Annotated in this window: 24 protein-coding genes; 9 read left to right on the top strand and 15 right to left on the bottom strand. The window is 69.9% G+C overall.

Going from position 1 to position 26,671, the window contains the following annotated elements; genetic code table 11:
* Nucleotides 1–119 precede the first annotated feature (119 nt).
* The gene (locus ACIRRY_RS22680) at nt 120–740 is read left to right on the top strand and encodes a DUF47 domain-containing protein (protein WP_043672967.1); all 621 of its coding nucleotides are present in this window, start codon (nt 120–122) and stop codon (nt 738–740) included.
* A 7-nt stretch (nt 741–747) separates the two neighbouring features.
* Nucleotides 748–1,746, top strand: a complete 999-nt coding sequence (locus ACIRRY_RS22675; RefSeq protein ID WP_403975510.1) for an anion permease — start codon at nt 748–750, stop codon at nt 1,744–1,746.
* A 295-nt stretch (nt 1,747–2,041) separates the two neighbouring features.
* On the opposite strand, the gene pstB is transcribed toward ACIRRY_RS22675, so the two are convergent.
* From pstB to ACIRRY_RS22620, 11 genes are all read right to left on the bottom strand, one after another.
* Nucleotides 2,042–2,818 (bottom strand): phosphate ABC transporter ATP-binding protein PstB, encoded by a 777-nt coding sequence (gene pstB, locus ACIRRY_RS22670; protein ID WP_403975507.1) that lies wholly within the window; start codon nt 2,816–2,818, stop codon nt 2,042–2,044.
* 47 nt (nt 2,819–2,865) lie between these two features.
* Nucleotides 2,866–3,927: a phosphate ABC transporter permease PstA gene (gene pstA, locus ACIRRY_RS22665; RefSeq protein WP_403975505.1), complete on the bottom strand. Its 1,062-nt coding sequence runs from the start codon at nt 3,925–3,927 to the stop codon at nt 2,866–2,868.
* A complete protein-coding gene (gene pstC / locus ACIRRY_RS22660; protein WP_403975502.1) occupies nt 3,924–4,931 on the bottom strand; it encodes a phosphate ABC transporter permease subunit PstC in 1,008 nt (335 codons plus the stop codon). The genes pstA and pstC overlap by 4 nt, the downstream gene beginning before the upstream one ends.
* A gap of 108 nt (nt 4,932–5,039) precedes the next feature.
* On the bottom strand, nt 5,040–6,170 hold the full coding sequence (gene pstS, locus ACIRRY_RS22655; protein ID WP_403975499.1) for a phosphate ABC transporter substrate-binding protein PstS: 1,131 nt from the start codon (nt 6,168–6,170) through the stop codon (nt 5,040–5,042).
* A 368-nt stretch (nt 6,171–6,538) separates the two neighbouring features.
* Nucleotides 6,539–6,979 (bottom strand): NUDIX hydrolase, encoded by a 441-nt coding sequence (locus ACIRRY_RS22650; RefSeq protein ID WP_403975497.1) that lies wholly within the window; start codon nt 6,977–6,979, stop codon nt 6,539–6,541.
* Between the two features lie 40 nt (nt 6,980–7,019).
* Nucleotides 7,020–8,132, bottom strand: coding sequence for a CHAD domain-containing protein (locus tag ACIRRY_RS22645; protein WP_403975495.1), 1,113 nt, complete (start codon nt 8,130–8,132; stop codon nt 7,020–7,022).
* Nucleotides 8,113–10,473 carry an RNA degradosome polyphosphate kinase gene (locus ACIRRY_RS22640; protein ID WP_403975492.1) on the bottom strand — a complete coding sequence of 787 codons (2,361 nt, stop codon included), beginning with the start codon at nt 10,471–10,473 and terminating at the stop codon, nt 8,113–8,115. The genes ACIRRY_RS22645 and ACIRRY_RS22640 overlap by 20 nt, the downstream gene beginning before the upstream one ends.
* A gap of 139 nt (nt 10,474–10,612) precedes the next feature.
* Nucleotides 10,613–11,563 (bottom strand): hypothetical protein, encoded by a 951-nt coding sequence (locus ACIRRY_RS22635; RefSeq protein WP_403975490.1) that lies wholly within the window; start codon nt 11,561–11,563, stop codon nt 10,613–10,615.
* The gene (locus ACIRRY_RS22630; protein ID WP_403975488.1) at nt 11,560–12,594 is read right to left on the bottom strand and encodes an ABC transporter permease; all 1,035 of its coding nucleotides are present in this window, start codon (nt 12,592–12,594) and stop codon (nt 11,560–11,562) included. The genes ACIRRY_RS22635 and ACIRRY_RS22630 overlap by 4 nt, the downstream gene beginning before the upstream one ends.
* A gap of 127 nt (nt 12,595–12,721) precedes the next feature.
* Complete coding sequence (locus tag ACIRRY_RS22625; protein WP_403975486.1) at nt 12,722–13,606, bottom strand: ABC transporter ATP-binding protein; 885 nt, start codon at nt 13,604–13,606, stop codon at nt 12,722–12,724.
* On the bottom strand, nt 13,603–13,989 hold the full coding sequence (locus tag ACIRRY_RS22620; RefSeq protein WP_403975484.1) for a GntR family transcriptional regulator: 387 nt from the start codon (nt 13,987–13,989) through the stop codon (nt 13,603–13,605). The genes ACIRRY_RS22625 and ACIRRY_RS22620 overlap by 4 nt, the downstream gene beginning before the upstream one ends.
* 152 nt (nt 13,990–14,141) lie before the next feature.
* Between ACIRRY_RS22620 and ACIRRY_RS22615 the strand changes: the two genes are divergently transcribed.
* Genes ACIRRY_RS22615 through ACIRRY_RS22595 form a run of 5 tightly spaced genes read left to right on the top strand, consistent with a single transcriptional unit; the run spans nt 14,142 to nt 18,694 of the window.
* Nucleotides 14,142–14,693, top strand: a complete 552-nt coding sequence (locus ACIRRY_RS22615; RefSeq protein ID WP_403975481.1) for an RNA polymerase sigma factor — start codon at nt 14,142–14,144, stop codon at nt 14,691–14,693.
* On the top strand, nt 14,690–15,526 hold the full coding sequence (locus tag ACIRRY_RS22610; protein WP_403975479.1) for a zf-HC2 domain-containing protein: 837 nt from the start codon (nt 14,690–14,692) through the stop codon (nt 15,524–15,526). The genes ACIRRY_RS22615 and ACIRRY_RS22610 overlap by 4 nt, the downstream gene beginning before the upstream one ends.
* 59 nt (nt 15,527–15,585) lie before the next feature.
* Entirely contained in the window at nt 15,586–16,446 is an 861-nt protein-coding gene (locus ACIRRY_RS22605) for an ABC transporter ATP-binding protein (RefSeq protein WP_403975476.1), read from the top strand.
* On the top strand, nt 16,443–17,966 hold the full coding sequence (locus ACIRRY_RS22600; RefSeq protein WP_403975474.1) for an ABC transporter permease: 1,524 nt from the start codon (nt 16,443–16,445) through the stop codon (nt 17,964–17,966). Before ACIRRY_RS22605 ends, ACIRRY_RS22600 begins: the two co-directional genes overlap by 4 nt.
* An 11-nt stretch (nt 17,967–17,977) precedes the next feature.
* On the top strand, nt 17,978–18,694 hold the full coding sequence (locus ACIRRY_RS22595) for an ABC transporter (RefSeq protein ID WP_403975471.1): 717 nt from the start codon (nt 17,978–17,980) through the stop codon (nt 18,692–18,694).
* A 129-nt stretch (nt 18,695–18,823) separates the two neighbouring features.
* Here the strand turns inward: ACIRRY_RS22595 and mshD are convergent, their stop codons facing one another.
* Entirely contained in the window at nt 18,824–19,789 is a 966-nt protein-coding gene (gene mshD, locus ACIRRY_RS22590; RefSeq protein WP_403975468.1) for a mycothiol synthase, read from the bottom strand.
* A gap of 158 nt (nt 19,790–19,947) precedes the next feature.
* On the opposite strand from mshD, the gene ACIRRY_RS22585 reads away from it, so the two are divergent.
* Together ACIRRY_RS22585 and ACIRRY_RS22580 are read left to right on the top strand one after the other, a co-directional pair.
* Entirely contained in the window at nt 19,948–21,753 is a 1,806-nt protein-coding gene (locus ACIRRY_RS22585; protein WP_403975466.1) for a bifunctional metallophosphatase/5'-nucleotidase, read from the top strand.
* A 906-nt stretch (nt 21,754–22,659) separates the two neighbouring features.
* Nucleotides 22,660–24,501, top strand: coding sequence for an ABC transporter ATP-binding protein (locus ACIRRY_RS22580; RefSeq protein WP_403975464.1), 1,842 nt, complete (start codon nt 22,660–22,662; stop codon nt 24,499–24,501).
* A gap of 1 nt (nt 24,502) precedes the next feature.
* Here ACIRRY_RS22580 and ACIRRY_RS22575 read toward each other — a convergent pair whose 3' ends face one another.
* The 3 genes from ACIRRY_RS22575 to ACIRRY_RS22565 are packed head-to-tail and all read right to left on the bottom strand — an operon-like array spanning nt 24,503 to nt 26,585.
* On the bottom strand, nt 24,503–25,210 hold the full coding sequence (locus ACIRRY_RS22575) for a response regulator transcription factor (RefSeq protein WP_403975461.1): 708 nt from the start codon (nt 25,208–25,210) through the stop codon (nt 24,503–24,505).
* A gap of 44 nt (nt 25,211–25,254) precedes the next feature.
* Complete coding sequence (locus tag ACIRRY_RS22570) at nt 25,255–25,965, bottom strand: PH domain-containing protein (RefSeq protein ID WP_403975459.1); 711 nt, start codon at nt 25,963–25,965, stop codon at nt 25,255–25,257.
* A 26-nt stretch (nt 25,966–25,991) separates the two neighbouring features.
* Nucleotides 25,992–26,585 (bottom strand): PH domain-containing protein, encoded by a 594-nt coding sequence (locus ACIRRY_RS22565; RefSeq protein WP_403975456.1) that lies wholly within the window; start codon nt 26,583–26,585, stop codon nt 25,992–25,994.
* Nucleotides 26,586–26,671: the final 86 nt, after the last annotated feature.

The raw sequence follows: 26,671 nt of genomic DNA, 5'->3' as shown, positions 1-26,671 counted from the left end.
ACGCCCCCGTGCGGATCACTGTGCCTGATGGGCGACACTGGGGGACGGCCCATTAGCCGTGGCCGGATGATGCACTTAGCATCAGCCTGACCGAAACCGATGCATCCCGAGGACCCCTTGTGCGCTTTCGTCTGACCCCCAGGGAGACGAGCTTCTACGACATGTTCGCCGCGTCCGCGGACAACATCGTCACGGGCTCGAAACTCCTCATGGAACTGCTCGGGGCGGACACCGCCGGCCGGGCCGAGATCGCAGAGCGTATGCGGGCCGCTGAACATGCCGGTGACGATGCCACGCACGCGATCTTCCACCAGTTGAACTCCTCCTTCATCACGCCCTTCGACCGCGAGGACATCTACAACCTCGCTTCCTGCCTCGACGACATCATGGACTTCATGGAGGAGGCCGTCGACCTGGTCGTCCTCTACAACGTGGAGGAACTGCCCAAGGGCGTCGAGCAGCAGATCGAGGTACTGGCGCGGGCGGCGGAGCTCACTGCCGAGGCCATGCCCAACCTGCGCACGATGGAGAACCTCACCGAGTACTGGATCGAGGTCAACCGGCTGGAGAACCAGGCCGACCAGATCCACCGCAAGCTGCTGGCCATGCTCTTCAACGGCAAGTACGAGGCCATCGAGGTGCTCAAGCTCAAGCAGATCGTGGATGTGCTGGAGGAAGCGGCGGACGCGTTCGAGCACGTGGCGAACACGGTGGAGACCATCGCCGTCAAGGAGTCCTGACCTCTCCATGGACACCTTCGCTCTGGTCGTGACCATCCTGGTCGCGCTCTTTTTCACGTACACGAACGGTTTTCACGATTCCGCCAACGCCATCGCTACGTCGGTCTCGACGCGGGCGCTGACTCCGCGCGCGGCGCTGGCGATGGCCGCGGTCATGAATCTCGCGGGTGCTTTTCTCGGGTCCGGGGTCGCCAAGACGGTGAGCGAGGGGCTGATCGAGACGCCCCAGGGTTCGAAGGGGATGGGGATCCTCTTCGCCGCGCTGGTCGGTGCGATCACCTGGAACCTGATCACCTGGTACTTCGGACTGCCGTCCTCGTCCTCGCACGCGCTGTTCGGCGGGATGGTGGGGGCCGCGCTGGCCGGCGGTACGGATGTCATCTGGCACGGGGTCGTCGACAAGGTCATCGTGCCGATGTTCGTGTCGCCGGTCGTCGGTCTGGTCGGCGGTTATCTGGTGATGACCGCGATCATGTGGATCTTCCGGCGGGCCAATCCGCACAAGGCGAAGCGGGGGTTCCGTATCGCGCAGACCGTTTCCGCCGCGGGGATGGCTCTCGGGCACGGGCTCCAGGACGCGCAGAAGACCATGGGTGTCGTGGTGATGGCCCTGGTGATTTCCGGCCACTCGACCTACGGCGATCCGATCCCGGTGTGGGTGAAGATCGTCTGCGCGTTGATGCTGTCGCTGGGGACGTACGCGGGTGGGTGGCGGATCATGCGGACGCTGGGGCGGAAGATCATCGAGTTGGATCCGCCGCAGGGTTTCGCCGCCGAGACGACCGGGGCGGCGATCATGTTCACCACGGCGTATCTGTTCAAGGCGCCGGTGTCGACGACGCATGTCATCACCTCGGCGATCATGGGTGTCGGGGCGACGAAGCGGGTCAATGCGGTGCGGTGGGGTGTTGCCAAGAACATCGTGATGGGGTGGTTCATCACGATGCCGGCGGCGGCGGTGGTGGCTGCCGCCAGCTTCTGGATCGTAGACCTGGCGTTCCTGTAGCCGCTGTATGCCGGGGGCTGCGCCCCCCTGGCCACCCGGTTTCCCACCCACCCACCCGTTTACGGTCGGCTGGAAAGGTGCCGTAGAAGCAGGGCGTATGGGCCCGGGTCTCCCGAGTGCTTCGCCTCTCGACCGACCGTGAACGAGTGGGCGGGTGGGAAAGCAGGAACCGCCCCCCACCTACCCGCACAAACCGAACGGGCCCGCCCCCGGGAGCCAGGGGCGGGCCCTTTTCGTCCTCGCGGTGGCACCGCCATGCAGCACCGCGAGGGGTTTCAGAAGAGGAACTCCCGGTTTAGCCGAAGCGGCCCGAGATGTAGTCCTCCGTGGCCTGGACCGACGGGTTGGAGAAGATGCGCTCCGTGTCGTCGATCTCGATCAGTCGGCCGGGCTGGCCGACCGCCGCGAGGTTGAAGAAGGCCGTACGGTCCGAGACACGCGCCGCCTGCTGCATGTTGTGCGTCACGATGACGATCGTGAAGCGTTCCTTCAGCTCACCGATCAGGTCCTCAATCGCGAGCGTGGAGATGGGGTCCAGGGCCGAGCAGGGCTCGTCCATGAGCAGGACCTTCGGCTCCACCGCGATCGCCCGCGCGATGCACAGACGCTGCTGCTGGCCGCCCGACAGACCCGAACCGGGCTTGTTCAGGCGGTCCTTGACCTCGTTCCAGAGGTTCGCGCCCTTGAGCGACTTCTCCACGACGTCGTTCAGCTCGCTCTTCTTGTACGAGCCGGCGAGGCGCAGGCCCGCCGCCACGTTGTCGAAGATCGACATCGTGGGGAACGGGTTCGGGCGCTGGAAGACCATGCCGATCTCGCGGCGCACCGACACGGGGTCGATGCCGTGGCCGTAGAGGTCCTCGTCGTCCAGGAGCACCTTGCCCTCGACCCGGCCGCCGGACGTCACCTCGTGCATACGGTTGAGCGTGCGCAGGAACGTCGACTTGCCGCAGCCGGAGGGGCCGATGAAGGCCGTCACCGAGCGCGGCTCGACCGTCATCGAGATGTCTTCGATTGCCTTGTGGGATCCGTAGAAGGCGGTGAGCCCGCTTACGTCGATTCGCTTGGACATGTGTACTTCACTTCCAGACTTCAGAACGGTCGCTGAGGAGGTCGCGGTCAGCGACCGGCCTTGGGGGCCTTCCAGCGGGCGATGCCGCGAGCCACCAGGTTGAGGATCATCACGAAGGCGATCAGGGTGAGCGAGGCGGCCCAGGCACGGTCGTAGGCCGCACCGGAACCCGCGCTCTGCGCGAACTGCTGGTAGATGTACAGCGGCAGCGACGCCTGCGCCCCGTGGAACGGGTCGTTGTTGATGAACGGGTTGCCGAACACCAGCAGCAGGACGGGCGCGGTCTCACCGGCGATGCGTGCCACCGACAGCATGATGCCCGTGGTGATGCCGCCGATAGCCGTCGGGAGGACCACCTTCAGGATCGTGCGCCACTTCGGGATGCCGAGGGCGAGGGAGGCCTCGCGCAGCTCGTTCGGTACGAGCTTCAGCATCTCCTCGGTGGAGCGGACCACGACCGGCATCATCAGGATGGCCAGGGCCAGCGAACCGGCGAAGCCGAAGGGCTCCATGTCCCACATGAGCATCAGGGACAGGATGAACAGACCCGCGACGATCGACGGGATGCCCGTCATGACGTCGACGAAGAACGTGACCGACTTCGACAGCGCGCCCGAACCGTACTCGACGAGGTAGATCGCGGTGAGCACCCCGATCGGGGCGCCGATCAGGGTGGCGAGGCCGACCTGCTCCAGGCTGCCGATGATGGCGTGGTAGATACCGCCGCCGGGCTCGGTGTCGCCGACCACACCCATCGAGTGGGTCAGGAAGTAGATGTCGAGGACCTTCACGCCGCGCGAGATCGTCGTCCACAGGAGGGAGACGAGCGGGACGACGGCGAGGAGGAAGGCGACCCAGACCAGGCTGGTCGCGATGCGGTCCTTGGCCTGGCGGGTGCCCTCGATGCGCGCGGCGATGACGTACGTACCGACGACGAAGAGGATCGCCGCGATCAGGCCCCACTGGATCTTGCTGTCCAGGCTGCCGACCAGACCGATGAGGACGGCCAGCACGATGGAACCGCCGGCGATCGCGTACGGCGACCAGGTGGGGAGCGTCGCGCCCTGGAGGGTGCTCGCGGGCTTTTCCGCTACGGCTGCGTTGCTCATGCGTTGGCCCCCGAGTACTCCGCGCGGCGGGCGATGATGAGCCGGGCCGCGCCGTTGACCAGCAAGGTGATGACGAACAGGACCAGACCGGAGGCGATGAGCGCGTCCCGGCCGTCCGGTGTCGCCTCGCTGAACTTGCTGGCGATGTTCTGGGCGAAGGTGCCGCCGCCCGGGTTGAGCAGGCTGGCGTGGATGATGAAGTCCGGGGAGAGCACGGTGGCGACGGCCATCGTCTCGCCGAGCGCGCGGCCGAGGCCGAGCATCGAGGCGGAGATCACGCCGGAGCGGCCGAAGGGGATCACCGCCATGCGGATGACCTCCCAGCGGGTGGCGCCGAGGGCGAGGGCCGCCTCCTCGATCATCTGCGGGGCCTGGCGGAAGACCTCACGGCTCACGTTGGTGATGATCGGCAGGATCATGATCGCGAGCAGGATGCCGACAGTGAGCATCGAGCGCGGGGCGCCTTCGTCCCAGGAGAAGATCCCGGTCCAGCCGAAGTAGTCGTTCAGCCAGCCGAAGAGGCCGACCATGTGCGGCACGAGGATCAGGGCGCCCCACAGGCCGTACACGATGGACGGTACGGCGGCCAGCAGGTCGATCACGTAGGAGACCGGGCCGCGGAGCTTGCGCGGGGCGTAGTGCGTGGTGAACAGGGCGATGGCGACCGCGATCGGGACCGCGATGACCATGGCGATGATCGAGGACACCACCGTGCCGAACGCCAGGACGGCGATGCCGAACTTCGGCGGCAGCAGGTTGGTGTTCCACTCGAAGGTGGTGAGGAAGTTCGCGTGGTCCTTGCTGATCGCGAGCGAGGCGCGATAGGTGAGGAAGACCGCGATGGCGGCCATGATCACCAACAGCAGGATGCCCGACCCGCGGGAGAGACCGAGGAAGATCCGGTCACCGGGTCGGGTGGCGCCGCGGGCGGTGCGCTTCTGCACAACGGCGGGCTCAGGGGTGGGAGGCGGTGCTTCTTCATGGTTCTTTGTCGATATATCCATCAAATTTCTCCGGTCTGCGGGTCCACACGTGCTGTGTGCGGTCCGTGGCGGCGGTGCACCGGACGGTGCGGCCGGGCCCCTGGATCGGGGCCCGGCCGCACACTCGGACTAGCTGATGCTCGCGATGGTGCTGCGAACCTTGGCGATGATCGCGTCGGGGATCGGCGCGTAGTCGATGGTGGAGAGGACCTTCTGGCCGTCCTCGCTGGCGATGTAGGTGAGGAACGCCTTCGTGGCGGGCAGCGTGGCGGCCTTGTTGCCCTTGTCGCAGACGATCTCGTACGTCACCAGGGTGATCGGGTACGCGCCCTCGGCCTTGGTGTTGTAGTCGAGCTGCAGCTTCAGGTCGTCGCCGGTGCCCACGATCTTGGCGGCGGCGATGTCCTTGGTGGCGCTGTCGGTGCTGGGCGCGACCGCGGCCGAGGCACCGGTGTTGATGCTGACGGCCTTGACGCCGTCACCGACGTAGGAGAGCTCGAAGTAGCCGATGGCGCCGGAGGTCTGCTTGACCCCGGCGGCCACACCCGCGGAGCCGGCCGCGGACTGGCCGCCCTTGGCCTGCCATGCCTTGCCGCCGTCGTACTTCCAGTTGGCCGGGGTGGTGGCGATCAGGTACTTGGTGAAGTTGTCCGTGGTGCCGGACTCGTCCGAGCGGTGGAACGCCTGGATCTTGAGGTCGGGCAGCGTGGCGGACGGGTTCAGCTTCTTGATCGCCGCGTCGTTCCACTTGGTGATCTTGCTGTCGAAGATCTTCGCGAGCGTCGGGGCGTCCAGGACCAGGTTGTCGACACCCGGGACGTTGTAGCCGAGCGCGATCGGGCCGCCGACCATCGGGAGGTCGATGCCCTGGCCGCCGGAGCAGACCTGCTTGGAGGCGGTGACCTCTTCGGGCTTCAGCGCGGAGTCGGAACCGGCGAACGCCAGCTGACCCTGGTTGAAGGAGGTGACACCGGCGCCGGAGCCGCCACCCTTGTAGTTGATCTGGACGCCACAGGCCTGGCTGAACGCCTTGACCCACGCGTCGATCGCGTTCTTCTGCGCGGACGAGCCGTCGGCGAGCAGCTGCTGGCCCTTCTTCGCGTCGCCGCAGACGGCCGAGTTGGCGTTGGCCGACGTGGAGCTGCTGCTGCTCGAAGAGCCGCCGTTGTCGTCCGAGCCGCACGCCGTGAGGGCCAGGGCGCCGGAGACCGCGAGAGCACCGAGGGTGAGGGCCCGCCGGTTCATGCGCTGAAGCTTCACTTGAAAGAGTTCCTTCCGAGAGCCGCCGTCCTGAATTACGGCGGCGTGCGAAGACGTGGGTGATGCGGGTGCGACCCCCAGGCCGCGGTTCACATCGCGTAAGGCCGAAATTAGGCAGAACAGGTGAAGGCGCCTATGGGCATAAGTGAACGGAGGGTGAACCCCTGTGGGCGGTGCGGTTAGGTCACGGAACGCTCACGTCGAGGACACGAGCTGATTCCGGACTATGCCAGGCGCAGAGCGGTCAAAAGGGCCTCCACGAGCGGGCGGTCCCCCGGCTGGGGGAGGGACCTGCTCCGGTCCCCCGTTCGCAACGTAACGCGAGGTGAGCGGTACGGCACCCGCGCGGCGAGGGGGGTGTTCCGCCCCTAGCCGCGCGGGTCCTCGTCCGTGCCGACCGCGATGAGTACGAGGGAGATCAGGTCCCGGTCCCGTTCGTGGGTGAGGCGGCCGTGGGCCTCGTCCGGGTGGAGCCAGCGGAGTTCGCTGACCTCGTCGTTGGGGGTGAAGGTTCCGCCGGTCGCCTCGGCCGCCCAGTAGCGGACCTCCTTGGGCCGGCCGTGGTGGTCGATGTACTGGGCCGAGGGGAGCCGTGTCCCCAGCCGGCAGGTGTGGCCGGTCTCCTCCAGCACCTCGCGGCGGGCCGCCTCCTCGAACGTCTCGCCCCGCTTCAGCTTGCCCTTGGGCCAGGACCAGTCGGCCCACTTGGGCCGGTGGACCAGGGCCAGTTCGACGTCTCCGGCGGACCGGTGACGCCACAGGACACAGCCTGCCGCCTGGACGGTGGTGTCGTTCGTGGAGGAAGTCACTGGTGGTTCACCGTCTCCTCTGCGCGGGTCGGTGCGGTCCTCAGGGGGCGCGCACCGCCTGTTTCTGCCACGACTGATGGAAGGCGAAACGGGCCGCCTCCACCTCGTGGCGCTGGTCGGCGTGGAGCACTCCGAGCGCGTACGCGGTCGCCGGGGCGATCCGCGGGGTGCGGGCCGCCGACGCGGCGGCCGCGGCGGCCTCCGAGGCGTCCCGGTGCAGATTGAGGGCCTGGCCGGCCGCCAGCAGGCGTACGTCCAGGGGTACGCCGTCCTCGTGCAGGACCTCGCCGGCGTAGCGGTGCAGCCGCAGCAGCAGCCGGACCTGGTGCCAGGGGCCGTCCTGCGGGTGCGGGGCGGGGTCGGGGGAGAGGCCGTGGATGAGGGCTTCCGCGTTGTACGGGTGCCCGGCGGTGACCAGGGGCAGCGCGGTGACCGCGTCGGTGAGCCGCTCCCCGGCGGCGGCGGCCAGCGGGCGCAGATCGGCGCCGGCGGCGGCCGGGGTCAGCGGGACCTCGCTGGCCAGCACGGCGACCTTGTCGGCGACCGCGTGGAAGCGGGAGGAGCCGAGGGCCTGGAGGGCGGTGGAGTGGGCCCGGGTCCGGGCCAGGGTGAGCTGGCGCTCCAGCAGGGCGCCCGCCTTGGCCGCGCCCACGGTGAGGTTGCCGCGCTCGACGGTGGCGGTGGGCGGCGTCGCCGGTCCGGTGCCCCGGACGCCCGCGGCCGCCGGGACGCCCCGGCCCGCGCCGGTGACCCGGCCGCCCACGGCGGAGGCCGCCGACTGCACGGGGAACGCCGCCGAGCCGGACAGCCGGTGCAGGGCCAGCAGCAGCCGCTCCAGCCGGGCCGCGCACGCGTGCTCCAGGGCCAACGTGCCCGACAGCCACGCCAGTTCGGGGCGCATCTCCTCGGACCAGTCGGCGTCGAGGAGCGGCCGGAAGGTGTGCAGGCTGCCGCTGATCCGGCGGGCCGAGTGGCGCAGGGCGCGCGCCGCGTCGACGGAATCCTCCGTGCCGTTCTGGCCGTTGCCGGTCTCCCGGTGCAGCCGCAGCGCACGGAGGAACTCCGTGGCCTGGCCGCGCAGGTAGCCCGCGAGGGCGTCACCTGTCACGGCACGGGCCGTGGGATCCGTCGGGTCAAGGTGTTGCTGTGCCACGCCGGCGCCTCCGGGCGTCTATGAGCATCTCCTGGACGTTGCGCAGGGGTTGGCCTTCCGCGTCGGTCGCGTGCCGGGTCCACTCGCCGTCCGGGCCCAGGTGCCAGGAGGAGGTGGTGTCCGACATGCCGGTCTCCAGGAGCCGGCTGATCGTGGCGCGGTGGGCCGGATCGGTGACCCTGACGAGGGCCTCGATCCGACGGTCGAGGTTGCGGTGCATCATGTCGGCGCTGCCGATCCACACCTCGGGCTCGCCTCCGTTGCCGAAGCCGAAGACGCGGGAGTGTTCGAGGAAGCGGCCGAGGATGGACCGTACACGGATGTTCTCGGACAGGCCGGGGACACCGGGCCGTACCGCGCAGATGCCGCGCACCCACACGTCGACCGGGACGCCCGCCTGGGACGCGCGGTAGAGCGAGTCGATGATCGCCTCGTCCACCATCGAGTTGACCTTGATGCGGATGAACGCGGGACGCCCGGCGCGGTGGTGCTGGACCTCCTTGTTGATCCGGGCGATCAGGCCGTCGCGCAGCGACTTGGGGGCGACCAGCAGCCGGCGGTAGGTCTCGCGGCGCGAGTATCCGGACAGCCGGTTGAAGAGGTCCGAGAGGTCGGCGCCGACCTGCGGGTCCGCCGTGAGCAGGCCGAGGTCCTCGTAGAGGCGGGCCGTCTTCGGGTGGTAGTTGCCGGTGCCGACATGGCTGTAGCGGCGCAGCAGGTCGCCTTCCTGGCGGACCACGAGCGACAGCTTGCAGTGGGTCTTGAGACCGACCAGGCCGTAGACGACATGGCAGCCGGCCTCCTCCAGCTTGCGCGCCCACTTGATGTTGGCGTGCTCGTCGAAGCGGGCCTTGATCTCGACCAGGACGAGGACCTGCTTGCCGGCCTCGGCCGCCTCTATCAGCGCGTCCACGATCGGGGAGTCGCCCGAGGTGCGGTACAGGGTCTGCTTGATCGCGAGGACGTCGTCGTCGTTGGCCGCCTGCTCCAGGAACCGCTGCACGGACGTGGAGAACGAGTCGTACGGGTGGTGCAGCAGCACGTCCCGGTTGCGCAGGGCGGCGAAGATGTCGGGCGCGGACGCGGTCTCGACCTCGGCGAGGTCGCGCTGGGTGCCCGCGATGAACTTGGGGTACTTCAGCTCGGGCCGGTCCAGGCCGCCGATCCGGAACAGGCCGGTGAGGTCGAGCGGACCCGGCAGCGGGTACACCTCGGCCTCGCTGATCTTCAGCTCGCGCACCAGCAGGTCCAGCACCTCGCGGTCGATGGACTCCTCGACCTCCAGCCGCACCGGCGGCCCGAAGCGGCGCCGCATGAGCTCCTTCTCCAGCGCCTGGAGCAGGTTCTCGGCGTCGTCCTCCTCGACTTCGAGGTCCTCGTTGCGGGTCAGCCGGAACGCGTGGTGCTCCAGGATCTCCATGCCCGGGAAGAGTTCCTCCAGGTGGGCGGCGATGACGTCCTCCAGGGGGACGTACCGGCCCGGCGAGGACTCCAGGAAGCGGGAGAGCAGCGGCGGCACCTTGACGCGCGCGAAGTGGCGGTGGCCGGTGACCGGGTTGCGGACGACGACCGCGAGGTTCAGCGAGAGACCCGAGATGTACGGGAAGGGGTGCGCGGGGTCGACGGCCAGCGGGGTCAGCACGGGGAAGATCTGGTGCCGGAAGAGCGTGAAGAGGCGGGCCTGCTCCTTCTCGGTCAGCTCGTTCCAGCGGACCAGGTGGATGCCCTCCTCCGCCAGCGCGGGGGCGATGTCCTCGTGATAGCAGGCGGCGTGCCGGGCCATGAGCTCGCGCGAGCGGGCCCAGATCATCTCCAGCACCTCGCGCGGCTGCAGGCCGGACGCGGAGCGGGTGGCGACCCCGGTGGCGATACGGCGCTTGAGGCCTGCCACCCGGACCATGAAGAACTCGTCCAGGTTGCTGGCGAAGATCGCGAGGAAGTTCGCCCGCTCCAGGAGGGGCGTGTTCGGGTCCTCGGCCAGCTCCAGGACTCTCTCGTTGAACGCGAGCCAGCTCCGCTCCCGGTCCAGGAAGCGGCCCTGCGGGAGCTGCGGCCCGTCGTACGGCGACTCCTCGTACTCGTCGAGGTCGGCGTCGATGTCGGGTTCCAGATCGGAGACCGCCGCCGACACGGTGTGCGGGCGGTGGGCGGCTATGGAGCCCACGGAGGGCTGCGCGTGCTGGACCTGTGCCTGGGCGTTGGGCTGGCTGCTCATGTGCCCATTGTTCCGCGCCACCACCGATACGGGCGCGTCGGAGAGCGCCGGAAGGAGCGGGCGGACGGCCCCGTTGCTCCCGTTCACCTCGGGAGGCGGCGAAGGCTCTGGCACGGCGGGCTTCATTCGCCGAGCGTCGCAAGCCCGTCTGAACCGTTGGTTACGGCGACATGGCGTGCGGGATATCGGGGGGCGGCTCCCGGACGTCTACGGCACGGAAACGAACGTAACGGATGCCTGGAAGCCGCGGGGAGGCGGGATCCGGTCAGCCGGTGCGGCGGCGCAGCAGGGTGAAGGCGACGGTGAGGACCAGTGCGGCGACGGCCACCACGATGCCGGTCTCCACGAGCTGGAGGGGCCAGAAGTGCGAGGTGGGGTGGTAGTCGACGTAATAGCCGGTGATGTCGACGGCCTTGAGGCACTTGGTGTCGGCGAAACAGTTGTCGGTGACATGGGCGCCCGTGGCGGTGACGGCGCCCTGGTCGACGTTGAGGACGTTCGGTGGAGCGTCGTAGCCGATGCCCACGCTGGTGACGCGGGTCACCGTCGGCCACAGGTACGGGCGGGCGAAGCCGAGGGTGGTGACGGCGAGGCCCATGGAGGCGATCGCGAGACCGGCCGCGGTCAGGACGTGGCGCTGGAGGAAGCCCGCGAGGGTGCCGACGGCGAGGCCGAGGAGGGGGTAGACGATCGCGAGGGTGCCGTTGGCGGTGAAGGTCTCGTCGTTCCACCGGTTCCAGCTCAGCGGCACCTGGTGGGCGTCGAACAGCAGCCGGTGCAGCAGGACCAGCACCGTGCTGCCGGCGGTGAGCAGCGCGGCGAGCACGGCGAGGCTGGCGGCGAGCCAGCGCGTCGGGGAGACGCCCTGGGTCCAGGCGAGGCGGGTGGTGCCGCGCTCCAGTTCGCGGGCGACGAAGGTGCCCGCCCAGACGGCGGCGAGATAGGGGACCCAGCCGATCAGCAACTCGGCGACGGTGTACGCCGCGTGGTAGAGGGTGATCGCAGTGCTCCAGGAGCACGCGTCCCCGGTGCACCGGCGCTGCCAGTCGGCCCGGGCCGCGTTGCCCCCGGGGCCGTAGGCCCACAGCAGACCCCCGGAGACGGCGGCGACGAGCACCGCCCAGCCGATCAGGGCCGCCCGGTGCAGGAGCACCACGGCCCGCCACGCGCGGGCCGGTCTCGGCCGGACCGTCGTGTCCACGGCGAGGGCGGTCATACGGCGGCTCCCTTGAGGTTCGTACGGCGGCTGGGCGTCGGACCGGTCCGGCGCCCGAGGACTCGGAACGTGGCCACGGTGAGGGCGGCGGTGACGGCGAGGACGATCGCGGTCGCGGTCAACTGGAGGGGCCAGTAGTGGGATTGGGGGTGGTAGTCGCTGTAGTAGCCGACGGCGTCGAGCTTGGCGTAGGCGGTCTCGCAGGGCTGGTAGGTGGTGCTGCCGCACAGGTGGCCGGAGATGTGCCGGCCCGTGGCGGTGACCAGACCCTGGTCGACGACGATGCCGGAGCCGGCCGGGACGTTGTTCTTGAGGCTGCTGAGCCGGGTGACCGTGGGCCACAGGTGCGGGGTCGCGAGGGCCATGACGCCCCACAGGAACGCCGTGGCGCACAGTGAACCCACCAGTGAGACAAGGGAGTTGCGCCCGAGCAGCCCGAACAGGGCGCCGAGCACCAGGCCCGCCAGAGCCAGGGCGACGGTGGCCGGGCCGTTGGCGGCGTAGGTCCCGGCGTCGAACCAGTCCTTGGCCGTGTCGATGCCGGCCTGCCCCGCCGACCAGGCCCAGTGGTGCAGCGCGACCAGCAGCCCGGAGCCGACGGTGACCAGGACGGCCGGGAGGGCGAGCGTCGCGGCGAGCCAGCGGGCCGGGGAGACCGACTGGGTCCACGCCAACTGCGCGGTCCCGTGCTCCAGTTCGCGGCTGGTCAGCGTGGCGCCGGACCAGGCGGCGACCAGCGCGGGGGCGGCGAGGACGGCGTAGGTCGTGTAGGCGTACCAGTTCTTGTACCGGACGACCGCGCTCGGGTCGTACGCGCAGCCGCCCGACTCACAGGCGTGGTAGTGCTTCCAGCCCTCGACCGCCGCGTCGGTGAGCGGTCCGCCCACCCACAGCAGCAGACCGCCGAGGACGAGCACGAAGGCCGGCCAGGCCAGCAGGGCGGGCCGGTGCAGCCGGACCAGCCAGCGCAGCAGACGCGGCGACGAGCCGCCCCGGCGCAGGGCGACCGGCGATGTGGCGAGGGCGGTCATGCGGCGGTCTCCGGGGTGGTGGGGATGGGTACCTGCTGGAGGCTGGGGGTGAATCTAACCGCTGTCCTGGTGTGTGACTGGTTAGAAGAGACCCCAGCCTCCAGAGGGTGCAGGGTCGGGAGGGCGGTCACGCGAGGAGATCCGTGGTCTCGGAGGCGGCGGGTGCCTCGGGATTGCGCAGGTAGGAGAGGACCAGCTCCTCCAACGACGGCCTGCTGGTGCGCCAGTCCGTGTCGACCGGTGTCGACGGGCGGAGCAGGGCGGTGAGTTGGCGGCCGGTGGTGCGGGACTCGACGACCGTGTGCGGGGCGAGGGGCGTCTGCGCGGGTGCGGAGACGCGGACGTGTGCGGTGAGCAGGTCGTCGATCTCGCCGGCGAGGCGGACCCGGCCGTCGCCGATCAGCAGCAGGTGGTCGCAGGAGTCCTCCAGCTCGGCCACCACGTGCGAGGACATCACGATCGTGGTGCCGGACTCGGCGGCCCGCGCCATGAGGAGGCCCATCATCTGGTGCCGGGCCAGCGGGTCCAGATCGGCCATCGGCTCGTCCAGGAGCAGCAGTTCGGGCTGCTTGGCCAGCGCGAGGGCGAGCGCGACGCGGGTGCGCTGGCCGCCGGAGAGCGCGCGGACCCGGGACTTGGGGTTCAGGTCGCCGTCGGCCACGATCCGTTCGGCGACGGAGGCGTCCCAGCGGTCGGTGTTGAGGTCGGCGCCCATGCGCAGCGTCTCGGCGACCGTGAGCTGCGGGTAGAGGGGCTTGTCCTGCGCGACGTAGGCGATCCGCTCGCGGGCCGCGCCCGGCGCCGTGCCGAGGACGGATATCGCGCCCTCGGTGGGGGCGAGCAGTCCGGCGGCCAGCGCGAGGAGCGTGGACTTGCCCGCGCCGTTGGGCCCCACGACCGCGCAGACGCGCCCGGCGGGCAGCCGGAAGCCGCAGTCCCGCAGCGCCCACCCGCCCTGCCTGCCGAACCGCTTGCCGAGCGCGTCGGCCTCCATCGCGGCGGTGCCTGTCATGAGGGTTCTCCTTGGAAGTGCTTTTCGAGTACGGCGGTGAAGAGCGCGGCGATGTCGTCCCGGTCCAGTCCGGCGTCCCGGGCCCGCTCGGCCCAGTCGTCGAGCTCCAGCCGCAGCGGCGAGTCGGCGGGCGTGATGCTCAGCCCCTTGCGGACGAAGGTGCCGAGGCCGCGCCGGGCCTCGACCAGCCCCTCGCGCTCCAGCTCGCGGTAGGCCTTGAGGACGGTGTTCGGGTTGATGGCGGTGGCCTCCACGACCTCGCGAGCCGTCGGCAGTCTGTCGCCGGGCTCCAGCATTCCCAGGCGCAGCGCCTGCTTGGTCTGCTGGACGATCTGGACATAGGTGGCCACGCCGCTGTGCCGGTCGATGCGGTACTCGACCACTGGGGTTCCACCACCCTTTCACTAATTGAGTAGTGAAAGGGTGGTGCAGAAGGGCTGAGAAAGTCAAGAGAGAGAAGTCAGGAGAGAAAAGTCAGGAGAGATCTGTGCGCCGGTCCGTGAACCGATCGGCGGGGCTCGTGCGATGAGGAGACGTGAGCGATACGGGAAGCGACGGGGAGCTGCTGCGGGCCATCGCGGCGGACGGCGACCGGCGCGCGTTCGAGGAGCTGTACCGGCGGTACGCGCCGTGGCTGACCGCGCGGCTGCGCGGTCGGTGCGCCGACGCCGGGGTGGTCGACGACGTCGTACAGGAGACGTTTCTCGCGGTGTGGCGGGGCAGTGCGCGCTACCGCGAGGACGGTGCCTCGGCCGACGCTGCCGGGTGGCTGTGGCGGATCGGGTCGCGGCGGCTGATCGACGTGCTGCGCGGCGACGGGGCGCGCGGCCGGATGCGGCAGGCGCTGGCGCGGCTGCGGCACCGGGACGAGGCGTCGGCGGAGGAGCGCGTGCTCGCGGGGGTGGAGCACGGGGACCTCGCCGGCGCGCTGGTCCGGCTGTCGCCGGAGCTGCGGGCGGTGCTCCAGGCCACCGTGATCGACGGGCTGACCACCCGGGAGGCGGCCGTCCTGCTGGGCATCCCGGCCGGCACGGTCAAGACACGGGCCATGCGGGCCCGTAAGCAACTGCGGGAGGAGCTGGCATGACCTGGCATGTGGCCGAAGACGACGTACGCGCCTATGCGCGGGGCGAGTTGGCACCGCCCATGCTCTGGTCCGCCGACACGCACATCGCGCGGTGCGCCGAGTGCCGCGCGCTGCTCGCGACGGTCACCGACCCGGTGGCGCTGGACGCGGGCTGGGAGCGCCTGGACGCCGAACTCGACGCCCCCAAAAGGGGGTTGCTGGAGTCCCTGCTCGTCCGGATCGGCGTCGCCGACCACACGGCACGGCTGCTCGCGGCGACGCCGGTGCTGCGCCGCTCGTGGATCGGCGCGGTGGTCGCGCTGCTGGTGATGACGGTGCTCGTGACCAACTCCCTGAAGCACTCCGCCTCCCCGAGCCTCTTCGTCGGCCTCGCCCCCCTGCTCCCGCTCGCGGGCGTGGCCCTGTCCTACGGCCCGAGGTTCGACCCGACGTACGAGATGGCGGTCGTGGCCCCGCTGCACGGCTTCCGTCTCCTGATGATCCGCACGGTCGCCGTGCTGGTCGCCGTCCTCGGCCTCAACGGCCTGGCGTCGCTGGCCCTGCCCGAGTACGGCCTGGCCGCCCTCGGCTGGCTGCTGCCCGCACTCGCCCTGACGACGACGGGTCTGGCCCTGACCCCACGCCTGGGCCCGGTGCTGGCGCCGTCCCTGGTGGGCGGCGGCTGGGTGGTCTTCCTACTGGTCGCGAACCAGATCGACGGCGGCACACTCGCCCCCTTCACCCCGGCCGGACAGGGGGTGGCCGCGGCGGTGGCCGCACTCGCCGCCGGCCTCCTGTACGTCCTGCGGGACCGCTTCGACACCCGCCCGACCACCTTCGGCGACTTCGCGTGAGTTCCGCCCGCGCCGCCTCCTCTTCCTGAACTGCCAAGAAAACGACTGGAGTTCCGTACATGACCACCACCGTCTCCGCGGCCGGGCTCAGCCTGCGCTACGGCTCGACGCACGCCCTCGACGACGTGTCGCTGCGGCTCGGCGAGGGCGTCACCGGACTGCTCGGCCCCAACGGGGCCGGAAAGACCACCCTGTTGAGGGTTCTGGCGACGGCCCAGCCCGCCGACTCGGGCAGTTTCACCGTGCTCGGCCACGACCCGAGCACCACGGCCGGCCGGCAGGAGGTGCGGCGGGTGCTCGGCTATCTGCCGCAGACCCCCGGCTTCCACCCGGACTTCACCGCCTTCGAGTTCGTCGACTACGTCGCGATCCTCAAGGAACTCACCGACCGCACCGCACGCCACCAGGAGGTGCGGCGGGTGCTGGAGGAGGTCGACCTGTCGGACGTGCGCGGCAGGCGCATCAAGAAACTGTCGGGCGGCATGCGGCAGCGCGTGGCACTCGCGGCGGCCCTCGTGGGCGACCCGGGCTTCCTGGTCCTGGACGAGCCGACGGTCGGCCTCGACCCCGAACAGCGCATGCGCTTCCGGGAGTTGATCGCCAGGGCGGGCGAGGGCCGGACGGTCCTGCTCTCCACCCACCAGACCGAGGACGTGGCGATGCTCTGCAACCGGGTCGTCGTCATGGCCGGCGGCACCGTCCGCTTCGACGGCACCCCGGCCGAACTCACCGCACGGGCCGCCGGCCGGGTGTGGAGCGGTACGGAACGCGACCCGGCCGCGATGGCGGGCTGGCGCACCGGCCTGGGCGTCTTCCGCAACGTGGGCGACCCGCCCCCCGGCGCGGAACTCGTCGAACCAACCCTGGAGGACGGCTACTTGATCGCCCTCGACGGTGTGGTCGCGGAGGTGGCGGCATGAGCGCCGTACTGGACAAGGCACCCGCGGCCGAACGCACCGAGGACCAACGCCGTTCCTGGGCGGCGGTGTTGCAGCTGGCCCGCTTCGAGGCCCGCGAACTCCTGCTCCGGCTCCCGGTGTTGGCGATGTTCGCTCTCTGCGCCGCCTGGATCTGCTGGGACATGCGCGACGCCTGGACGAGTTACCCGACCCTCCAGGACATCGACCGCGCCACCCAGACCGGCCCGCTGCTGCCCGCCCTGGCGGTCCTGCTCTGCGCCAACCAGGCGGTCCTGCGCTCCCAACGCCAGGACACGGACCGCCACTTCGGGGTCCTGGTCCTGGAACCCTGGCGCCGCACGGCAGCACACGCACTCTCCGTCATCCCGACGGTCCTGCTCACCGCACTCCTGGTGGCACTCCAGTTCACCTGGGCGGTACTGGCCCCCGGCTCGGTGGGCCACGGCTCGGTCAACGAACTGCTGGTAGGACCCCTGACGGTCCTGCTGGCCGGAACCGCGGGCGTGTTGCTGGCCCGGGTCGTACGATCCGCCTTCGCCGCCCCGATGCTCCTGGTCCTGGCGTTCTTCTCGACCCTCGGGGCGGTCCCGGGCGACTCCGACGGCAGCGCGACCCGCTGGCTGGTGCCGGTCGTCGGCGACATGAGCAGCAAGCCCCTCCCCTCCGAACTGCTGGGCCGCCCGGCCGCGTGGCACGCCCTGTACCTGGTCGGACTGGCGCTGACCCTGGCGCTGGCGGCGGTCCTGGTCAACGGCGGCCGTACGAAGACGGTGGCGGCGGCGCTCGTGGTGGCGGTGGGCCTCGGCACGTGGGGCGCGGTGGGCCAGGCGGGCAAGGTGTCGGACGCGACCACCCAGGCCCGCGTGCTGGCCACGCTGAACCCGGCGAAGGTCCAGTCCTGCGTACGCCAAGGCCACTCCACGTACTGCGCGTTCCCCGAGTGGACGCCGCGCATCGGCACCTGGGCGAAGATCACGGACGGCGTCCAGTCCCTGGCCGGCGGCACCGCGGCCCAGGAGAAGGTGCTCGTACGGCAACGCGTCGAGGCCCGCTACGGCATGGACGCCGACGGCTCGATCGTCGAACCGTCCACCGTGCCGTACCAGGTCACCGTCGGCACGCGCTGGGGCGGCCCGCGGGTACCGGAGTTCGCCGCGGCGGTCTCCTCCGTCCTGGTCATGGGCAGCGAGAAGTCGGTCGGCTCGCTCTGCGACGGCCGCATGGTCACCATCATGTGGATGGCCCTCGGCCGACTGCCCGACCCGGTCACCCAGCTCCGCGCGGTCCGCCTCGACGACAGCGCGACCGGCTCCGCGATCGTCGTCTCCCCGACCAACCCGATGTCCATGACCGCCGAACAGACCACGGTGGTACGCGAGTTGTTCACAGCCGGCACGACGACGATCGCCCCGAAGGTGAAGGCCCACTGGGCGGAACTGACGGCACCCAAGGTGACCACGGCGAAGGTGGCGGAACTGCTGGGCGTGAAGGCACCGGCGGGGGCGGACAAGTGCGAGTGAGGGAAAGGGAGTTGGCCCCGGCGACGGCTCGGGGCTCGGCGGGGTCGTTGAATCGGCTGGGCCAGTTGGGCCAGTTGGTGCGGCCGGTCGCCCGGGCTCTGCCCTGGCGGGCGGTGGGCGGGGGCGCCGCCGCCGGACTCCTCCTGGCCGCACTCCCACGCCTGACGTCCTCCGACCCCGACCCGTGGATGACCCTGCTCCTGCTGCGCGGCGCGGCGCTGGCCTTCGCCCTGGGCCTGACCTTCCTCCTGGACGACCCGGCCCGCCACGTCACCGCCACGGTCCCGACCCGCCGCATGGTCAGGACCGCCCTGCGCACCGCACTGGTCGCCCCGCCGGCCGCCCTGTGGTGGACGGCGGCCGTGCTGCTGATCCCGGCCGAGGTACGCCCCCCGGTAGGCGACATCACCCTGGAGGCGGCCGCCGCGACAGTCGTGGCCCTGGCGGCATCGGCCCTCGCGACCCGCCTGACACCCGAACCGGAACCGGGCCAGCGCGTAGCCATCGCCCTCCTCGCCACGTCCATGGCGGCGACCCTCTTCATCCCCCAGAGTTGGGGCCTGCTCACCACACCGAAGGACAAGAACTGGGCGCCGGGCCACGACCGTTGGACCCTGATCCTGCTGAGCGCGACGCTGCTGTGGGCGGTGTGCGGCCCGGAACCGCTCAAGCGGCACAGGGGGTTGCTGCGGATACGGCGCGCACGACCCGAGCCGACCGGCGGCTGATGCCGACGTGGCCGTCCCGCACAGGCCCGCACAATCAGCCCGTCCGGCGTTTGAGGACGAGGCCCCCTCAGGGCCGATGGGGGTCTGGGGGCGCAGCCCCCAGGGACGGTCACCCCGACCAAGCGAGCCCTACGACTCCGAGCGGTACATCAGGTCCGTCTCGTACGTCGTGAATCCCAACCGCTCATACACCGACACCGCCGCCTTGTTGTCGGCATCGACGTACAACATCGCCGTAGGCAACCCCCGCGAGGCAAGGTGCCGCAGACCGACCGTCGTCAGCGCCTTGCCGAGCCCCCCACCCTGCACACCCGGCAACACCCCCACCACATACACCTCGCCCAACCCCTCCTCCGCATGGACCTTCGTCCAGTGGAAACCGACGAGTTCACCACCCCGCTCGGCCAGGAAGAACCCCTCGGGATCGAACCAGGCCTCGGCCTTACGGTCGTCGAGGTCCCGCTGCGTCAGAGACCCCTGCTCGGGATGGTGCGCGAACGCCGCCGCGTTCACGGCAAGCCACGCCGAGTCGTCGGCACCGGGCACGAAGGTCCGCACGGAAACCCCCTCCGCCAGCACCGGTTCCGGCAGCGCGAGATCCGTCAACGACCGCCGCAACTGCCGGAGTTCACGGAACATCGTGAGCCCGAGAACCTGCGCGAGATGCCGCGCGGCGGCATGCCCACCGTGCGCCCACACCCGCAACCGCTTCCCCGACGCGGCCAGCAGCGCCGCACCCAACGCCCGCCCGTGCCCGTGCCCCCGATGCGAGGGATGAACGACGAGTTCCGCGGCCGGCGCCTCCACCGGATCCGTGTCCTCCAACTGCGCGTACCCCACGAGCGCGTCGCCCAGGGTCAGCAGCAGATGCGAGACCCCGTCCCGCTCACCCATGGGGGTCCCCCCGGTCGAGCGAAGCCGAGAGTGGGGGAGGATCCGCAACCGCCCCTGCTCGGACACCGCCTGCTGCCCGTCGGTCCTGGCGGCCTCGGCGATGAGCGCGAGAACGGCCTCGCCCTGGTCCGGGGTGAGCGCGGAGTAGGTCTCGATGGATCGGGATGCGGGCGCGGGCCGTGCGGTGTCGTCGCTGGTCATGGGCATCAGGGTAAGCGGACATACCAGCAAAGTGGCGGCAAAGAAGAAACCAGGATGTAACCAAGAACCCCCTGTCACGCTACGCGCGTTGACCCTAGGCTGCGCCGGAACGTGGTGACTTCTCAGCCGACTCACAGTGCCGACACACAGGGGGGCTCATGCCAGCCACTTCCCAGCCGTACCGCCCGCGCAGACGCCGTACCGCAGGCCTGCTCGCCGCCGCCGCGAGCCTGGCCACGGTCGGTGCGCTGGCCGCCGCGCTGCCCGCCGACGCCCACGGCAACCCCAGCGGTCACGGGCACAAGCCCAGCCGCTACCAGGACGTCCAACTCCTCTCCTTCAACGACCTGCACGGCAACCTGGAGCCCCCGTCCGGTTCCTCCGGCCGGGTCACCGAGCTCCAGGCCGACGGCACGACGAAGACGATCGACGCGGGCGGTGTCGAGTACCTCGCCACGCACCTGCGCGAGGCCCGCAAGGGCAACCCGTACTCGATCACCGCGGCCGGCGGCGACATGGTCGGCGCCTCCCCGCTGATCTCGGGCCTGTTCCACGACGAGCCGACCATCGAGGCCCTCAACAAGCTCGACCTGGACGTCACTTCGGTCGGCAACCACGAATTCGACGAGGGCGCCAAGGAGTTGGCCCGCCTCCAGAACGGCGGCTGCCACCCCACCGACGGCTGCTACACGGACAAGAAGTTCAAGGGCGCCGACTTCCCCTACCTCGCGGCCAACGTCCTCGACGAGAAGACGAAGAAGCCGATCCTCAAGCCGTACTGGGTGTGGAAGAAGAACGGCGTCAAGGTCGGCTTCATCGGCGTCACGCTGGAGGGCACCCCCGGCATCGTCTCCGCCGACGGCGTCAAGGGCCTCCAGTTCAAGGACGAGGTCGAGACGATCAACAAGTACGCCAAGGAGCTCCAGAAGCAGGGCGTCAAGTCGATCGTCGCGCTGATCCACGAGGGCGGCTTCCCGGCCTCCGCCTCCTACAACTACGACTGCGACGCGTCCGGCGGCGGCTCCGGCATCTCCGGCCCGATCGTCGACATCGCGAAGAACGTCACCCCGGCGGTCGACGCCCTCGTCACGGGCCACACCCACAACGCGTACGTCTGCACGATCAACGACCCAAGTGGCAAGCCCCGTATGGTCACTTCGGCCGCCTCCTTCGGCCGTCTCTACACGGACACCACGCTGACGTACGACCGCAAGACGGGCGACATCGCCCGTACGGCGGTCAAGTCGGCGAACCACGTGGTCACCCGGACCGTGCCCAAGGCCGCCGACCTGACCTCGCTGATCGGCAAGTGGAACGCCCTGGCCGCCCCCATCGGCAACCGCGCGATCGGCTACATCTCCGGCGACGTGGGCAACGTCGGCACCGAGTCCCCGATGGGCGACCTCATCGCGGACGCCCAACTCGCGTACGGCAAGGAGCTGGACCCGGAGACCGACCTCGCGCTGATGAACCCGGGCGGGGTGCGCGCGGGCCTGACGTACAAGACCACCGGCGCGGAGGGCGACGGCGTGGTGACCTACGCCGAGGGCTTCACGGTGCAGCCGTTCGCCAACACGGTGAACCTCCAGGACTTCACCGGCGCCCAGGTGATCCAGACGCTCAAGGAACAGGTGAGCGGCACGAACGCGGCGGCGCCGAAGATCCTCCAGCCGTCGTCCGGGCTGACTTACACGCTGGACCTGACGAAGACCGGCGCGGACCGCGTGGTCACCGACTCCATCCGCCTCAACGGCGCGGCGATCGACCCGGCCGCCACCTACCGCGTCGCGACGAACAGCTTCCTCGCGGGCGGCGGCGACGGCTTCACCACGCTGGGCCAGGGCACGGGTGACGTGGTCGGCACGGACGACCTCGCCGCACTCGCGCAGTACCTGACGGCCCACTCGTCGGCGGCGGGCCCGCTCACGCCCCCGGCGGCGAACCGGATCACGATCGTGCAGTAGCAGTCAGCAGCAGTCAGCAGTCCGTCCCTGCTCAGGGGCCCGGCGCCGCAGTGCGGCGCCGGGCCCCTTTGTATTTTCCCGTTCTAAATTCTGTGTAAGCACGGGTTCAGTTCCGCGAATTCCATAAGAATCATCCATGGCAATCGCACAGGAAGGTCTAAGCGAAAATCGCTTTTCCTGCGTCAGAAGTCCAGTAGTGTTTTCCATGTCGAAAGCGAACAGCGCAAACGACAGAGGCAACACAAGACAAAGGAGAGCACGATGAGCTTCCACAAGATCGCCCCGGTCAAGAAGCACCACAAGCCCGCCCCGGCCCCCAAGAAGGCCTCGAAGAAGCCCGCTCCGAAGCGCCGCCCGATCGACCACAAGGGCTGACAAAGAATTTACAGGCGTAATTCAAATTAACTCAAAGGCAGTTGCAGCAGATCGGTAGAGGAACTGTTGCAGAACCGCAGCAGACACCGCGACAGCCGTACCAGAGAGGGAACCCGTCATGAGCTTCCACAAGATCGTCCCGGTCAAGAAGCACCGCAAGCCCGCCCCGGCCCCGAAGAAGCCCGCGCCGAAGAAGCCGGCGCCGAAGCGCCCGGTCGGGCACAAGTAAGCAGTCCCGCGAGCCGCAGAAGACCCGGAGCACCCCACACCCGGCCGCAGTGCCGGACTCCCAGGGAGGGAACCCACCATGAGCTTCCACAAGATCGTCCCCGTCAAGAAGACCCGCAAGCCGGCCCCGGCCCCCAAGAAGCCCGCGCCGAAGAAGCACACCCCGAAGCGCCCGATCGCCCACAAGGGCTGAGCCGGCACCACGTGAGGCGGGGCCACCGGTTAGTGAGCACGCTCGCGCCGGTGGCCCCGCCTCGGCCACGTCCAGGCCAACTATCAGATCCTTGAAGGGAGTTGTTGACCATGAGGGAAGCCCGTGAGGCCTTCCGCCGTTTCTGGCCGCTGACCCGCGGTGACCGCAAGTGGCTCGCGGTGATCATCACCTGCGTCATCGTGTCGGCGCTCGCCGAGACCGCCGCGATCCTGCTCTTCGCGGAACTCACCGACAACGCCCTCAAGGCCGGTTCGCTGTCCGAGTTCTGGGGCCCGGCCGCGGCCTGGCTCGGCGTCGCCGTACTCGGCGCGCTCGTCGGCTACTTCGGCAACTCCCTCGCCACCTGGACCGCCGAACGCTTCGTCCTGCGCCTGCGCGCGAACGTCTTCCGCCACGTCCAGGACCTACCGCCGCACTTCTTCCAGAAGCACCGCCAGGGCGACCTGGTCGAACGCCTCACCGGAGACGTGGAGGCCATCGAGCAGATGGTCGTGTCAGGCGTGGTCGGCACCATCTCGGCCGCGTTCTCGGCGGTCTTCTACGCCTGCGCGGCCCTGTACCTCCGCTGGGACCTGGCCCTGGCCACCTTCGTCCTCGCCCCTCTCTTCCTCCTCGCCGCCCGCCGCTTCTCGGGCCGCATCAAGCAGGCCTCGCAGGACGAGCGGGTGGCGGACGGCGCGATCACGTCGGTGGTCTCCGAGTCCCTCGGCAACGTGGTCCTCACCCAGGCGTACAACCGCCGCCGCGACGAGGAGAAGCGCCTCGACGTCGAGGCCCGCGCATGGATGAAGGCCTCGGTCCGGGGCGCCCGGCTCAGCGAGATGTACGAGCAGTTCGTGGAGGTGGTCGAGACCCTCTGCGTCCTCGCGGTCATCGGCCTCGGCGTCTGGGAGATCTCCGCCGACCGCATGACCCTCGGCGCACTCCTCGCCTTCGCCGCCTTCATCGGCTACCTCTACCCCCCGGTCCGCAACCTCGGCCAACTCGGCCTCACCCTCACCGCCGCCACCGCCGGCGCGGCCCGCATCAACGAGATCCTGGACGCCACCCCGTCCGTCGGCGACCCCCACGAACCCGTCCCCGCCTGGCCCGTCCACGGCTGGGTCAGCTTCCACGGCGTGACGTTCCGCTACCCCGGCGCGGCCCGCGACTCGGTGAACGACGTCACGTTCAGGGCCGGCCCGGGCGAACTGGTGATCGTCACGGGGGAGAGCGGAGCGGGCAAGTCCACGCTCTCCAAACTCCTCACCCGCTTCTACGACCCCTCCGGCGGCGTGATCTGCCTGGACGGCGTCCCCCTCCGTGACGTACCCCTCGAATTCCTGCGGGAGAACGTCGCGTTGCTGCCCCAGCAGACCCTGATCCTCAACGGCACGATCCGCGAGAACATCGAGTGCGGACGCCCCGGCGCGAGCGACGAGGAGATCGAGCGGGCGGCAAGGGCAGCGGCGGCCCACGACTTCATCACGGCCCTTCCCCAGTCCTACGACACGGAGATCGCCCCCGGCACGGCGGCACTCTCCGGCGGCCAGCTCCAACGGATCGCGATCGCACGGGCGATGCTCCGCGAGGCACCGGTCCTGGTCCTGGACGAACCGACGGCCGGCCTCGACTCGGTGGCCGCCCGCCAGGTGATCGGGCCGCTGCGCCGCCTGATGTCCGGCCGTACGACCATCATGATCACCCACGACCTGAGCCTCGCCCCGGACGCGGACCGCATCCTGGTGCTGGACGGCGGACGCCTGGTGGAGACGGGAACCCACGCGGAGCTGGTGTCAAGGGGCGGCGCCTACGCGCGACTTGCGGGCCCGCTCCCCGAAATGGCGATCACGGGAACGGGAACGGGACGGCACCGCGCGGAGGACACGATGACCCTGCGCCAAGTCCCGGACGAGACAATGATCTTGAGGCTCCCGAAGCCGAAGAGGTAGATCAGCCGAGGGGAGTCGAGCGGAGGCTGTACCCGAGCCCCCGCACGGTGTGGATGAGCCGCGGTTCGCCGCGGCTCTCCAGTTTCCGGCGCAGGTACATGACGTAGACGTCGAGGGTGTTGGACGCGGGCTCGAAGTCGAACCCCCAGACGTGCCGGTGTATTTGGGACCGGGTGAGGGCGGTGCCCGGATGGTGGAGCAGGTACTCCAGCAACAGGAACTCGGTCCGCGTGAGCTCGACGGACCGCCCGCCGCGCGTGACGACACGAGTGGTCAGATCCATGACGAGATCACCGAAGCCAAGCCGCTCCAGCCCGTCCGGCGGACCGGGCCGGGTCTCCTGCCGACTGCTGCGCCGTAGCAACGCCCGTACCCGCGCGAGGAGTTCCTCGATGGCGAACGGCTTGCTGAGGTAGTCGTCGGCACCGTTGTCGAGGGCGACGATCCGATCGCCCACGGCATCCCGCCCGGTGATCATCAGGATCGGCACGGTGCACCCGGAGGCCCGGATCCGCCGCGTCGCGGCGAGCCCGTCCAACTCCGGCATGGTGACGTCCATCAGCACGAGATCGGGCGAGACGCCCAGCAGCGCAAGGGCGGTACGCCCGTCCCCCGCGAGGACGGTCTCGTACCCCTCGAACCTGAGCAGCCGCCCGAGCCCTTCCCGTACGTCCACGTCGTCGTCGGCCAGCAGAATCTTCCGCGCCATTCGAACACGGTGGGGCGGGGGGCTGTGGCGGGGCTGGCAGCGGCTTATGAGTGGGCTGGGGCTCGGGGGGCGCGCAGGCGGAAGAGCGTGACGAGGAGGGTATAGGTGGCGAGCGGAGCGCAGAGGAGCAGCAGGAAGGGGTGGGGTTCGTCGCCGACGCTCACCTCCCACACCAGATACCCGACGGCGGCGAAGAAGACGAGCAGGGTCCAGATGGCCGCTCGCTCCTGAGCCTTGCGATGCCCCGCCCGCAGCCGGATCCGCGCCTCGACCTCGGGCCGCGACTCCCAGGCCATGCCGCGGTGTTGTGCGGCGACGGTACGCAGATCGTCGATCTCTGCCCGGAGAGCGGGGAGTTGCCAGTCGTCGACGTTGCGGAGGAGAAACCTGCGGCCGTCGTTGTCGTAGAGCCAGGTCAACAGGCGGGCGTCGGCGTTTTTGCTGTTATGGCGTTCGACGCGCAGATCGTAGATGTCGTGCCAGGCCCGCCTGCGCCCGCGGAAGGCTCCGCGGGTGGTTACGCCGCCGGCCCCCACGGTGGTGCGCCCCCGTCGCACGGTGAGAATCGCCCAGCCAACCAGCATCGCCATGAGCGCCACCGCGAGCAGCTTGTACCGGCCGGGGATGCTGTCGGGCCGCGCCATCTGAAGGGCGAAGTTCCCTTCGACGATGCACAGGCCGACGAACCTTCCCCGGGACGTCTTTCTGTGCCTGCCGTACTCCCGCTCGATCCCACGCCCGTCGTCGCCGTCCATCGCCCCTCCGTCACCGTTCACCGGCGCTACGCCAGGAACATGAACGCGAAGAACCCGGCCACGGCGGCCGTGAGGACCCCCGCCACCCAGATCTTGCGGTGCCGCGCCCGGACCCGTATCCGGTCCTCCACCTCGGGCCGCAACTCCCACTCCACGCCCCGGTGTTGTGCGGACACGGCACGCAGGTCGGCGAGTTCGGCATGGAAGTCGGGACGCTGCCAGTCGTCGAAGTAGGGCAACCGCGTCCGGCGCCCGTCACCGTCGTAGACATAGGTGGTCCACTCGGCGTTCGCGACCCCGCGGTCGTTCAACTCGGCCCGGATGTCGTAGATGTCGTGCCAGGTCCGGGTGACCGTCCGCACGGATTCGTGGGCGGTGATCCCGCGCGCGCTCACGACCGTGCGCCCCCGCCACCGGTAGAGCAGCGCCGAGACGCCCCTGACCGATATGAGCACCAGTATCGCGATGTTGAACCAACGCCCGGCCGGAAACGGCGGATCCACCGTCGCCGTCTGCACGGCGATGGCGCCGTAGACGAGCATGTCGATGCCGAGATGCCACCAGACGACCGACAACTGTCTTCGCCGCCGGTATTCCCGCTCGATTCCGTCCCCGCCCATCGACCCTCCCCAGAGCCCGTGTTGGGGATGATCGTAAGGTCGGAGTCTGTGTTTCGGGGGAAACGTCCGGTCACCGGATGATGTCC

Source organism: Streptomyces sp. NPDC101776, assembly GCF_044766845.1.
GTDB lineage: Bacteria > Actinomycetota > Actinomycetes > Streptomycetales > Streptomycetaceae > Streptomyces.
This window is presented reverse-complemented; position numbering and strand designations above follow the sequence as displayed.